An 11,363-nucleotide genomic window follows, 5' to 3' on the forward strand; every position below is an offset into this window, starting at 1 on the left:
GGGCGACGCGGGGGTGGCTCGCGGTGCAGGATGGCCACGCGTCACGTGAGCGATCGGGGGATCCGTTGTGACCACCTGTGCCACCTGTGGGGTCGCGGGGCAACCCGACACGGCCCGCTTCTGCCACGCGTGCGGAGGCAGCCTGGTGGCTCACACCTGCACGGCGTGCCAGGCCGAGATCGTGCCGGGCGCCCGCTTCTGCGGCACCTGCGGCGCGGCCCAGGGGGCCGCCGCTCCCGCCGTCGCGGTCCCGGTGCAGGCGGTGGCGTCGCGCCGGGTCACCAGCGTGCTCTTCGGCGACCTGGTCGGCTTCACGAGCCTCTCGGAGAGTCGTGACCAGGAGGACGTCCGCGAGCTGCTGTCGACGTACTTCGACGAGTGCCGCCAGATCATCGCCCGCTACGGCGGCACGGTCGAGAAGTTCATCGGCGACGCCGTGATGGCGGTGTGGGGCGTCCCGACCACCCACGAGGACGACGCCGAGCGCTCCGTGCGCGCCGGTCTCGAGCTGGTCAACCGGATCGACGCCCTCGGCGCCGACGTCGGCATCCCCGACCTCGCCATGCGGGTGGGCATCGTGACCGGCGAGGTCGCGGTCACGGTCGGCGCGGCCCAGCAGGGCATGGTCGCCGGCGACGCCGTCAACACCGCCGCGCGCGTGCAGTCCGCCGCCGAGCCCGGCCAGGTGTGGGTGGACGAGACGACGCGGCTGCTGACCTCGTCGGCGATCTCGTACGTCGACGTCGGCAGCCACGTCATGAAGGGCAAGGCCGACCCCGTCCCGCTCTGGTCCGTGCGGGCCGTCGTCGCGGCGGTCGGCGGCGCCCAGCGTGCCGACGGCCTCGAGGCGCCGATCGTCGGTCGCGACCGCGAGCTGCGGCTCGTCAAGGAGCTCTTCCACGCCGTCGAGGAGTCCCACCGGCCCAGCCTGCTCGTGGTCGACGGCGAGCCCGGGGTCGGCAAGTCCCGGCTCGGGTGGGAGTTCGAGAAGTACGTCGACGGCCTCAACGACCCCGTCCGCTGGCACAGCGGCCGCTGCCTCTCCTACGGCGAGGGCGTGGCGTTCTTCGCGCTGGCCGAGGCGGTCCGGGTCCGGCTCCAGCGGTTGACCGCGACCGACGACGAGGTGGAGCCCGACGACGACCCGGCGCAGCTGCTGGCCGCCGGGCTGGAGCGCTACGTGCCCGACCTGAAGGAGCGCGAGTGGCTCGGCCCCCGACTCGGGGCGCTCCTGGGGGTCGGCGCCGTGGGGGCGTTCCCGCGCGAGGACCTCTTCGCCGCGTGGACGACCTTCCTGCACCGGGTCAGCGAGGACGAGATCCCCGTCGCGCTGGTCATCGACGACGCGCAGCACGCCGACGACGGCCTGCTGATGTTCCTGGAGTACCTCCTGCGCGTCGGCACCTTCCCCTGCTTCGTCGTGCTGTTCACCCGGCCCGGCCTGCTCGAGGCCAACCCGTCGCTGGCCACCAACCGCCGCGTCACGGTGCTGCACCTCGAGACGCTGTCCGAGCGGGACATGGCGGCGCTCCTCGACGGCCTGGTGGTCGGCCTGCCCGACGGGGTCCGCACCTCGCTCGTCGAGCGGGCTGAGGGCATCCCGCTCTTCGCCGTGGAGACGGTCCGCTCGCTCATCGACCGCGACCTGGTCGTGCCGCGCGGCGGCCAGTACGTCCTGGCCGAGCCGGACTCACTGGACCTCGGTGCCATCGGCGCGCCGGCGTCGCTCCAGGCGCTGATCTCCGCCCGCCTCGACACCCTGCCCCCCGAGCAGCGGCGCGTCCTCGACCAGGCCAGCGTGGTCGGCAGCGCCTTCACCCACGAGGCCATTGCCTCGCTGTGCCCGGAGGTCGTCGATCTCGAGTCCGTCCTCGAGGCGCTGGTCCGGGTGCAGCTCCTGCGCCGCGAGACCAACCGCTTCAGCACCGAGCTGGGGCAGTTCCAGTTCGTGCAGAGCGCCGTGCGCCAGATCGCCTACGGCACGCTGTCGCGGCGCGACCGCAAGGCCAGCCACCTCGCGGTCGTGGCGCTCATGGAGGCCGAGGGCGACGACTCGGGCGAGGTGGCCTCGATCGTGGCCCAGCACTACCTCGAGGCCCTCGACGCGGTCCCCGACGACCCCGACCGCCCCGCCCTCGCCGCGGCCGCCGTCACCCACCTGCAGCGGGCCGCTGCCCGTGCCGCGGCACTGGGGTCCCCGGCCGAGGCGGCCGGCCACCTCGGCACGGCGCTGGAGCGGTGTGACGACCCGGCGCTGCGGTCCCGGATCGAGGTCGAGCTGGCCGAGCAGCTGGCCAAGGCCGGTGACTACCAGGCGGCCATGGCACACGCCGAGCGGGCTCGCGACGCTCTCGACGCGGCCGGCGAGGTCAGCCTCGCGGCCCGGGCGGTTGCCAGCCTGGCGACGGCGCTGACCAACTCGGGCGAGTACGAACGCGGTTTCGACGTCGCGGCCGAACGCCACCGGGAGGTCGAGCTGCAGATCGGCCCGCTCGAGGAGATGCTGCTGCTCCGGGCGATGATTTCCTCCGGCATCCGGACGGGCCGCAACATCCGCAACCTGTCCGAGGACTCGGCCCGGCTGGCCGAGAAGCTCGGCACTCCGACCGAGATCGCCAACAGCTACGTCAGCCTGGCGCTCCACTACATGACGAAGGGGCCGCACGGGCTGGGACGGATGCTGCTGCAGTCGGCCTCCGAGATCGCCCGCGACAGCCACGACACGCTGATCCTGTGCCGGGCGCTGACCAACCTGAACGCCGACTGGACCCAGGACGACGCCGAGCGCGCGGCCGGCTACGGCCGCCAGGCCGTCGAGGCCGCCCGGGTCACCGGAGACGCCTACTGGATCAGCTCGACGGCCCTGAACCTCGTCCTCGCCCAGACGATCACCGGCGACTGGGACGGCGTCCTCGCCCGCTCCGACGAGGACTCGATGAACGCGCTCGACATCGGGATGACGGACATGTTGCGCGCCCGCGTCCTCCTCGCGCGGGGCCAGGAGTGGCGGCCCACGGAGCGCCTCGACGAGGAGGGGATCACCGACGACCCGACCCTGCGGGCCTCGCACCAGCTCGCGCTGGCGTTCGACCGCGCGCAGCGGGGCGGTGCGCGCGACCTCGGTGGCGTGCTCACCGAGATGCGGGCCGTGTTCGACGCGATCGGGCTCTTCGACGACTTCAGCACCCTCTTCCACCTCGTCTCGGAGACGGCCTGGCGGTGGGGCGACCGGGCGGCGCTGGAGACCCTGCTCGAGATCGTGGACTCCGACCGCCGCAACAAGCCGCCGCTGGGGGTGGAGGCCTCGGTCCACCGGGTCCGCGGGTTGCTCGCCGCCGAGGACGGCGAGCCGCCCGACGTCGTGGAGGGTCACCTGCGCGCCGCCATCGCCGGCTGCGAGGCCTGGCACGCACGGCCGGCCCTGGCGCGGTGCTGCGCCGACCTGGGCCTCTGGCTGAGCCGGCAGGGCCGCCCCGAGGAGGCCGCGGTCCTGCTGACCCGGGCGCGCGAGCTCTTCGACGAGCTCGGGGCGGTCACCTGGGCCACGGAGCTCGATGAGCAGCTGGCGGGCGCGACGACGTGACGTCAGTGCGACTTGCGGGTGAGCCAGCCGCGGTCCAGGACGGTGATCCGCCCGCGGCCCAGCTCCACCACGCCCTCGCCCGCGAGTCGCTGCAGCACCTGGTTGACGCTCGGCCGGGTGCCCCCGACGAGGTCGGCGAGGTGCTCCTGCGTGAGCGGGATCGTGGCCGGACCGTCGCCCGCGTCGCCCCCGTAGATCGCAGCCAGCTCGGCCAGGCGCCGGAAGACGCGCCGGTCGAGGCCGTCGTACAACGCCTCGAGGAGCCGGGCGGAGAGGTCCTCGACGCGGCGCGCCATCAGCGTCAGCAGCAGCTGGTCGGCGCCGCGGTGGCGACGACGCAGCTCGTCGAAGGCGGCCGCCGACAGCGACAGCGTCTCGGCCGGCTCGAGGGCCACGACCGTGGCCGACCGCACCGGCTGGTGCCCGTCGAGGAGCGAGAGCTCGCCGAAGTAGTCGCCGCGCCCCAGCACGTTGAGCGTCACCGTGTCGCCGTCGGCGGTGGAGACCCGCACGGCCAGCCGGCCGGCCGCCACGAGATGGAGGCTGTCGGACGGGTCGCCCTCGTGGACCAGCACCTCGCCGCGCGCGAACGTGCGGCGCCGGGTCGTCGCCAGCAGCTGCCGGCGCTCCTCGTCGTCGAGCGAGGCGAGCAGGGGCCACTCCATGGCGCCAGTGAACCACCCGGAACCCCTCAGGAGGACCCGTGACACCCAACCCCGAGGTGGAGCGCTCGCTGGCCGCGATGCGCGCCCTGTTCGGTGCCGAGGCCTGCTCCTGCGCGGTCGTCGACGACTCCGGTGAGTCGTTGACCTTCGTGGCCGCCGACGGGCAGGGCGCGGCCGAGATCGTCGGCGTCTCGCTGCCGATCGGCCGCGGCATCGCGGGCTGGGCGGCGATGTCGGGCCAGCCGATCGCGGTGCGCGACGTGCGGACCGACTCACGCTTCGCCCGGGATGTCGCCGAGGCCACCGCCTACGTGCCGACCTCGGTCCTGGCAGCGCCCCTGTACGGCGCCGACGGCGAGGTGCTCGGGGTGGTCGAGGTGCTCGACCCGACCGTGGACCAGGCCTCCGACTGGGTGCTGGCCGTGCTGGGCACCCTGGCCGTGCCGATCGCGGCCCTCGTCGCCGGTGGTGACCGGGGCGACGTCGGTGAGACCCGGCTGCTCGAGCTCGGCCGGTCGGTCCTCGCCGCCGTGGAGACGTACGGCGCCCCGGGGCGCCGATGAGCCTGCTGCCGGCCTGGTCGGCCGCGTTCGAGTCGGGGGTCCTCGCCCAGGTGCGGGCGCTCCCGATCGCCGACGCGCGTGAGTGGGCGTTCGGCGGCTCGACCGGGGCGGGCGTGAAGGTGGCGGTCATCGACAGCGGCATCGACGGCGACCACCCGCGGGTCGGCGGGATCGCCGGGGGAGTGGCGATGGTGGTCGACCCGGACACCGAGGACGGCTTCCGCGCCGACGAGGGTCCCCACGAGGACCTGGTCGGCCACGGCACCGCCTGCGCCGCGATCATCAAGGCCATGGCGCCGGACGCCGAGATCTGGTCGGTGCGGGTGCTGGGCCCCAATCTCAAGGGCCGCGGCGCGCTGTTCTACGGCGGCATCGGCTGGGCGATCGACCACGGCATGCACGTGGCCAACCTGTCGTTGTCCAGCAAGAGCGAGGCGATGTTCGGGCCGCTGCACGAGGTCGCCGACGAGGCCTACTTCGGCAACACGGTCCTGGTCAGCGCGGCCAACAACAGCCCCGGGCCGACGTACCCCTCGCAGTACGCCTCGGTCGTCTCGGTGGCCGCCCGGGAGGGCGCCGACCCGATGGGGCTGGCCTACAACCCGAAGCCGCCGGTGGAGTTCGGCGCGCGCGGGATCGACGTCGACGTGGCGTGGGCCGACCGGTCCTCGATCGTCGCGACCGGAAACAGCTTCGCCGCACCGCACGTGGCCGGCATGGTCACGCTGCTGCTCGGCAAGCACCCGGGGCTCACGCCCTTCCAGGTGAAGGCGGTGCTCCAGGCGGTGAGCGAGAACGCCGTCCCGTAGGGGTCGGCGAGAAGACGCTCGCTGTGTCAGCGAGCAGACGGAACGGAGCGAGCAGCAGGAGCACAGTTCGGAACAACCAGGGCGAGCGGCCCACCAACAGAGGAGAACCACCATGAACGACAACCCGATCAACGAGCCGACGGACGAGGACGTGGAAGGTCACCGCAGGGCCGGCGGCCACACGTTCGCCGAGGACGAGGACGTCGAGGGCCACCGCAGGGCCGGCGGCCACACGTTCACCGACGACGAAGACGACGTCGAGGGCCACCGCAGGATGGGTGGACCCACGCTGACGGACGAGGACGACGTCGAGGGACACCGCAGGGCGGGCGGCCACACGCTCTCCGAGGAGGAGGACGTGGAGGGTCACCGCAGGGCGGGCGGTCACACGCTGACCGACGACGACGACGTCGAGGGTCACGTCCAGCCCCGCCGCGACATCGACATCGAGCGCTGAGCGCCGGGGTCGAGCCCTCGGGCCGCGTGGCCCGCTCGTCAGATCGGCCCGGACCTCCAGGGGTTCCGGGCCGGTCGTGCGTGCGCTGTCAGATGAGGGGCAGACGCTTCTGGCTGCGGGGCAGCTGCTCGTAGCCACGGCGTACGGCGTGTCCGAGCACCTCGCGCAGGTAGGGCCAGTCGCCCACCTCCAGGGCCTGGTCGACCGGCACGCCCCGGGTCGCGAGGTCGCGGATCGTCTCCGCGACGATGCCGATCGCGTTGCGCTGCTCCTCGACGAAGTCGCGGGTGACCGGAGCCCCGTGACCGGGCACCACGACCGTCGACGACGTGGTCAGCCCCAGCACGATGTCCAGCGCGAGCGGCCACTCCAGCGGGTAGCAGTCGCCGCCGAAGCCCGGCGCCGCCGACTCCTCCACCAGGTCGCCCGCCAGCAGCACGTCGACGTCGGGCACGCGCACCACGAGGTCGCCGCCCGTGTGGCCGCGCCCCGGATGGACCAGCTCGACCGCGCGGTCGCCCAGGTCGAGGGAGACTGCTGAGGAGAACGTCGTGTCGGCCACGACGACCTCGGTCTCCAGCACCTCGTCGCGGTGCGGGTCGGACGGGTCGTCCCGGTAGAGGCCCTTGATCCGCTCGGCCGCCTCGAGGGTCCGCGCCGCCGCCGTCTCGTGGGCGTGGATCGGAATCTGGCCGTAGGCGCTGCGGAACATCCCGTTGCCGAAGGTGTGGTCGAAGTGCTCGTGGGTGTTGACCACGCCGACCACCTCGCCCGCGCCCAGCCGGCGTACGTCGTCCAGGACGCCGCGCGCCGCCAGCGCCGAGGCGTGCGTGTCGACCGCGAGCAGCCCGCGGTCACCGCCGACCAGTGTGACGTTCACGTCGAACCACTCGTAGCGCGCGACCCACACGCGCTCGGCCACCTCCGTGAACTCCGTCATGGCCCGAGACCCTAGTACCCTTGGCACTCCGAACACGCGAGTGCCAAGACTGACGACAGCGCCGAGGAGGTCACGATGCAGGAAGAGCGCCGGCTCGCCGTGCTCCGCGCCATCGTCGAGGACTACGTCTCGACCGAGGAGCCGGTCGGGTCCAAGGCTCTCGTGGAGCGCCACGGGCTGGGCGTGTCACCGGCCACCGTGCGCAACGACATGGCCGCGCTGGAGGAGGAGGGGTTCATCACCCAGCCCCACACCAGCGCCGGCCGGGTGCCCACCGACAAGGGCTACCGCCTCTTCGTGGACCGCCTCTCGACGGTCAAGCCGATGAGCGCTGCGGAGCGCAAGGCGATCTCGACCTTCCTCGACGGCGCCGTCGACCTCGACGACGTCGTGCAGCGCTCCGTGCGGACGCTCTCGCAGCTGACGCGTCAGGTCGCCGTCGTGCAGTACCCCACGCTTTCCCGCTCCACGGTCCGCCACGTCGAGCTGGTCGCGCTCTCCCCGACCCGGCTGCTGGCGGTGCTGATCCTCTCCACCGGCCGGGTGGAGCAGCGCGTCGTGGAGCTCGATGCCCCGATCACCGACGAGGACCTCGCCGACCTGCGCCTCGCGGTCAACCGGGCGGCGACGGGTGCCGTGATCGCCGACGCGGTGACGGCGCTGCGTGCCGTCGTACCCGTCGTCGACGGGGAGGCGACCCGCTCGGTCGTCGAGGTGCTCGTCGAGGTGCTCGTCGACCACCGCTCCGACGAGCGGATCGCGGTCGGCGGTGCCGCCAACCTCGCGCGCTACGGCGACAGCTTCGACTCCGCGGTCAGGCCGCTCCTCGAGGCGCTGGAGGAGCACGTGGTGCTGCTCAAGCTGCTCGGCGAGGCCTCCACCGGCGGCGCGGTCACCGTCCGGATCGGTCACGAGGGCCCCTACCAGGAGCTGTCGGCCACCAGCGTCGTCGCGACCGGCTACGGCCCGCGCGACGAGGCCGTGGCGACCCTCGGGATCGTCGGCCCGACCCGCATGGACTACCCCGGCACGATGGCGGCGGTCCGCGCGGTCGCCCGCTACGTCTCCCGCCTCCTCGACGAGGGCTGAGGCCCTCTTCCCCGAACGCCCCCCACAGCAACGAGAAGGAACGTGTTTTGAGCCAGGACCTGTACGACCTCCTCGGTGTCGCCCGCGACGCGGACGCCGACGCCATCAAGAAGGCCTACCGGCGTCTGGCCCGGCAGCTGCACCCGGACGTCAACCCGGACCCCGAGACGCAGGAGAAGTTCAAGGAGGTCTCGATGGCCTACGAGGTGCTCTCCGACCCCCAGAAGCGCGCGGCCTACGACCGCGGCGGCGACCCGTTCGGCGGGCAGGGCGGCGGCTTCGGGCAGGGCGCCGGCTTCTCCTTCACCGACATCATGGACGCGTTCTTCGGCGGCGGGGCGCCGGGCGCCGCGCAGGGCCGGGGCCCGCGTCCGCGCGTACGCCGTGGCCAGGACGCCCTGATCCGCCTCGAGGTCGACCTCGCCGAGGCCGCCTTCGGCACCGCCCGCGAGCTCAAGGTCGACACCGCCGTCCTGTGCACCACCTGCAACGGTGATGGCGCCGCTCCCGGCAGCCACCCGGTGCCGTGCGAGACCTGCCGCGGTGCGGGCGAGGTCGCCCACGTGCAGCGGTCCTTCCTCGGTGAGATCCGCACGCTGCGCCCGTGCGCGGCGTGCCGCGGCTTCGGCTCGATCATCCCCGACCCGTGCCGGGAGTGCTCCGGTGACGGCCGGGTCCGCTCGCGCCGCACGTTGACCGTCAAGATCCCCGCCGGTGTCGACAACGGCACCCGCGTCCAGCTCACGGAGCAGGGCGAGGTCGGCCCCGGTGGCGGCCCCGCCGGCGACCTCTACGTCGAGATCCACATCGCGCCACACGAGACCTTCACCCGCCACGGCAACGACCTGCACTGCACCGTGTCGGTGCCGATGTCGGCGGCCGCGCTGGGCACCACGCTGACCCTGCCGACGCTGGAGGCCGACGTCGAGAGCGGCGCCGACTCGGGCGTCGAGACGTCCTTCGAGCTCGAGCTCAAGCCCGGCACCCAGTCCGGCACCGAGCAGATCCTGCGCGGCCGGGGCGTGCCCGGGCTGCGCGGTGGTCGCGGCGACCTGGTCGTCAGCGTGATCGTCGAGACGCCGACCAAGCTGGACGCGCGCCAGGAGGAGCTGCTCCGCGAGCTCGCCGCCCTGCGCGGCGAGGAGTCGCCGACCGGGCAGGTCCGTCCCGGCAACAAGTCGTTCTTCGGCCGCCTCCGCGACTCGTTCAACCAGCACTGATGTCGCTGCCGGTCCACCTGGTGCCGTCGCTCGCGGGCGTCGCCGCCGGGGCGTCGGTCGAGGTCACCGGCGACGAGGCGCACCACGCGGTCGCCGTACGCCGGCTGCGAGTGGGAGAGCAGGTCGTGCTGACCGACGGCCTGGGGGTCTCGGTCAAGGGCGCCGTCGCGTCGACGGGGAAGCGGGTCTTCTCGGTGGAGGTGGCGTCGGTGGACGTGTCCTCGCCACCCTCACCGTCGCTGGTCGTCGTCCAGGCGATCCCCAAGGGGGACCGCGGCGAGCTCGCCGTCGAGATGCTCACCGAGATCGGCGTGACCGAGATCGTCCCGTGGGCAGCGTCGCGCAGCGTCGCGGTCTGGAAGGGCGAGCGGGCGGTGAAGTCGCTGGCCCGCTGGCGCTCGACAGCCCGCGAGGCGGCCAAGCAGGCGCGCCGGTCGTGGTTCCCGGAGGTGTCCGAGATGGCCTCGACCGCATCGGTCGCGTCACTGGTCGGGTCGGCCGATCTCGCCGTCGTGCTCCACGAGGAGGCGTCGGTGCCGCTCTCGTCGGTCACCGTGCCCGCCTCCGGGCGGATCGTGGTCGTTGTCGGGCCCGAGGGCGGCGTCAGCCCCGAGGAGATCTCGACGTTCGTCGCGGCCGGTGCCGCGTCGGTGCGGCTGGGCTCCGAGGTGCTGCGCACCTCGACCGCGGGCGTCGCGGCCGTCTCGGCCCTGCTGTCCCGCACCCCGCGCTGGTCCTGACCTCTCGCTAGTGCCGGGCCTCGATGAGGGTCCGCGTCGAGTGGGCGACGAACGGGCCGTTCTCGCGGAGCTCGTGCTCGAGCTCCTCGAGCCGTGCGCGGTAGCGGTCCACCGAGAAGTCGGGGACCCACCAGACGCACTTGCGGAGGAGGTAGACGACCGCGCCCACGTCGTGGATCTCCATCCGGCAGCTCGCCGTACGCAGGTCGACGACGTCCAGCCCGGCCTGCCGTGCCGCGTCGGCCTCGTCCTCGGGGACGCGGCCGAGGTCGGTCCGGGGGATTGGGCCGGTGAACCACTCGATCAGCTCGAACGCCGACGCCGGGCCGACGTGCTGGGCGAGGTAGGTCCCGCCGTCCTGCAGGACCCGGGCGATCTCGGTCCAGGGCGGCCGCACCGGGTGGCGGCTCGTGACGAGCTCGAACGTGGCGTCGGGGAAGGGCAGCCGCTCGCCGGGCTCGTGGTGGACGACCTCGACGCCCCGGGGGCCGAGGGTCGCCCGGGCGCGCTCGACGTTGGGAACCCAGCCCTCCGTCACCACCATCCGCGCCGGGAGACGGGGCGCCTCGGCCACGATCTCGCCACCACCGGTGTCGATGTCCAGGGCGGATCCGACGTTGGCCAGTCGCTCGGCGAGCAGCCGCGCGTAGCCCCATGGCGGCCGTTCCTCGGTCGCCCGGCCCGCGAGCCAGCCGAAGTCCCAGCCGGACACGTCGGCCGCCTCGGCCTCGTCGATCAGGTCGGTGAAGGAGCGCACGGCGAGCATCATGGCCCATCCCCACTTTGGGAGATGGCATTGACCGGTCGCGCGGCGTACGAAGTGGGGAGGGCGCCCCACCCACCTGCCTCCCCGGAATCGAGCACGCCGATGATCACGAAGTACGCCGCTGCAGCGCTGCTGCTGGCCACGATCCCCGCCGTCTCGGGCGCGGCCCCGCCGTCGCACCACGCACCCGCCGCGGCCACGACCCACACCAAGCGTCTGCTGCTCCACGTGACGGCGACCAAGGACCTCGACCAGCTCCACTTCGCCGGGACCGAGCGGGTCCGGTCGCGGACCACCGGCGCGTTCGTCGGCTTCGACAGTTTCCGCGGTCACGTGCTGTCCGACCGCGTCGTCTTCGAGACCGCCCTCGCCTGCAAGGGCGGTCTGCCTGCTGACGCGGGTCCACACGGTCGGCGCTGCTCCGCCGACCTATGCGGGCCGGGTCGTCGGCGGCACGGGCGCGTACGCCGGAGCGACCGGCACCGTGACCGGGAAGGCCGTGGGGAGCGATGACACGCGGTTGACCATCAC

General features: G+C 73.3%; 11 protein-coding genes. 8 read left to right on the forward strand and 3 right to left on the reverse strand.

Going from position 1 to position 11,363, the window contains the following annotated elements; translation table 11 throughout:
* Positions 1-67 precede the first annotated feature (67 nt).
* A complete protein-coding gene (locus tag FB382_RS05105; RefSeq protein WP_182537345.1) occupies positions 68-3,583 on the forward strand; it encodes an adenylate/guanylate cyclase domain-containing protein in 3,516 nt (1,171 codons plus the stop codon).
* Positions 3,584-3,585: 2 nt separating this feature from the next.
* Here the strand turns inward: FB382_RS05105 and FB382_RS05110 are convergent, their stop codons facing one another.
* The gene (locus FB382_RS05110) at positions 3,586-4,248 is read right to left on the reverse strand and encodes a Crp/Fnr family transcriptional regulator (protein WP_182537346.1); all 663 of its coding nucleotides are present in this window, start codon (positions 4,246-4,248) and stop codon (positions 3,586-3,588) included.
* A 38-nt stretch (positions 4,249-4,286) separates the two neighbouring features.
* Between FB382_RS05110 and FB382_RS05115 the strand changes: the two genes are divergently transcribed.
* The 3 genes from FB382_RS05115 (at position 4,287) to FB382_RS05125 (ending at position 6,077) form a co-directional block, all read left to right on the forward strand.
* Positions 4,287-4,811 carry a GAF domain-containing protein gene (locus FB382_RS05115; protein WP_182537348.1) on the forward strand — a complete coding sequence of 175 codons (525 nt, stop codon included), beginning with the start codon at positions 4,287-4,289 and terminating at the stop codon, positions 4,809-4,811.
* Positions 4,808-5,620 (forward strand): S8 family serine peptidase, encoded by an 813-nt coding sequence (locus tag FB382_RS05120; protein WP_182537350.1) that lies wholly within the window; start codon positions 4,808-4,810, stop codon positions 5,618-5,620. Before FB382_RS05115 ends, FB382_RS05120 begins: the two co-directional genes overlap by 4 nt.
* Positions 5,621-5,732: 112 nt before the next feature.
* Positions 5,733-6,077, forward strand: coding sequence for a hypothetical protein (locus tag FB382_RS05125; RefSeq protein ID WP_182537352.1), 345 nt, complete (start codon positions 5,733-5,735; stop codon positions 6,075-6,077).
* Positions 6,078-6,165: 88 nt separating this feature from the next.
* On the opposite strand, the gene FB382_RS05130 is transcribed toward FB382_RS05125, so the two are convergent.
* Positions 6,166-7,017, reverse strand: a complete 852-nt coding sequence (locus FB382_RS05130) for an MBL fold metallo-hydrolase (RefSeq protein WP_182537354.1) — start codon at positions 7,015-7,017, stop codon at positions 6,166-6,168.
* Between the two features lie 75 nt (positions 7,018-7,092).
* Between FB382_RS05130 and hrcA the strand changes: the two genes are divergently transcribed.
* The 3 genes from hrcA to FB382_RS05145 are packed head-to-tail and all read left to right on the forward strand — an operon-like array spanning position 7,093 to position 10,066.
* Positions 7,093-8,106 carry a heat-inducible transcriptional repressor HrcA gene (gene hrcA, locus FB382_RS05135; RefSeq protein ID WP_182537356.1) on the forward strand — a complete coding sequence of 338 codons (1,014 nt, stop codon included), beginning with the start codon at positions 7,093-7,095 and terminating at the stop codon, positions 8,104-8,106.
* A 47-nt stretch (positions 8,107-8,153) separates the two neighbouring features.
* Complete coding sequence (gene dnaJ, locus FB382_RS05140; protein WP_182537358.1) at positions 8,154-9,326, forward strand: molecular chaperone DnaJ; 1,173 nt, start codon at positions 8,154-8,156, stop codon at positions 9,324-9,326.
* Complete coding sequence (locus FB382_RS05145; protein WP_182537360.1) at positions 9,326-10,066, forward strand: 16S rRNA (uracil(1498)-N(3))-methyltransferase; 741 nt, start codon at positions 9,326-9,328, stop codon at positions 10,064-10,066. Before dnaJ ends, FB382_RS05145 begins: the two co-directional genes overlap by 1 nt.
* Before the next feature lie 7 nt (positions 10,067-10,073).
* On the opposite strand, the gene FB382_RS05150 is transcribed toward FB382_RS05145, so the two are convergent.
* Positions 10,074-10,835 (reverse strand): class I SAM-dependent methyltransferase, encoded by a 762-nt coding sequence (locus tag FB382_RS05150; RefSeq protein ID WP_246377094.1) that lies wholly within the window; start codon positions 10,833-10,835, stop codon positions 10,074-10,076.
* A gap of 99 nt (positions 10,836-10,934) precedes the next feature.
* Between FB382_RS05150 and FB382_RS05155 the strand changes: the two genes are divergently transcribed.
* The gene (locus FB382_RS05155) at positions 10,935-11,345 is read left to right on the forward strand and encodes a hypothetical protein (protein ID WP_182537362.1); all 411 of its coding nucleotides are present in this window, start codon (positions 10,935-10,937) and stop codon (positions 11,343-11,345) included.
* Positions 11,346-11,363 lie beyond the last annotated feature (18 nt).

The sequence above is a fragment of the Nocardioides ginsengisegetis genome (genome assembly GCF_014138045.1).
In the GTDB taxonomy this organism is placed as follows: domain Bacteria; phylum Actinomycetota; class Actinomycetes; order Propionibacteriales; family Nocardioidaceae; genus Nocardioides; species Nocardioides ginsengisegetis.

What these genes read in the sequence shown, in the direction of transcription:
- hrcA (WP_182537356.1), top strand. Translation starts at nt 7,093, where the DNA reads ATGCAGGAAGAGCGCCGGCTCGCCGTGCTCCGCGCCATCGTCGAGGAC.
- FB382_RS05120 (WP_182537350.1), top strand. Translation starts at nt 4,808, where the DNA reads ATGAGCCTGCTGCCGGCCTGGTCGGCCGCGTTCGAGTCGGGGGTCCTC.
- FB382_RS05110 (WP_182537346.1), bottom strand. Translation starts at nt 4,248, where the DNA reads ATGGAGTGGCCCCTGCTCGCCTCGCTCGACGACGAGGAGCGCCGGCAG.
- FB382_RS05155 (WP_182537362.1), top strand. Translation starts at nt 10,935, where the DNA reads ATGATCACGAAGTACGCCGCTGCAGCGCTGCTGCTGGCCACGATCCCC.
- FB382_RS05125 (WP_182537352.1), top strand. Translation starts at nt 5,733, where the DNA reads ATGAACGACAACCCGATCAACGAGCCGACGGACGAGGACGTGGAAGGT.
- FB382_RS05145 (WP_182537360.1), top strand. Translation starts at nt 9,326, where the DNA reads ATGTCGCTGCCGGTCCACCTGGTGCCGTCGCTCGCGGGCGTCGCCGCC.
- FB382_RS05150 (WP_246377094.1), bottom strand. Translation starts at nt 10,835, where the DNA reads ATGATGCTCGCCGTGCGCTCCTTCACCGACCTGATCGACGAGGCCGAG.
- FB382_RS05130 (WP_182537354.1), bottom strand. Translation starts at nt 7,017, where the DNA reads ATGACGGAGTTCACGGAGGTGGCCGAGCGCGTGTGGGTCGCGCGCTAC.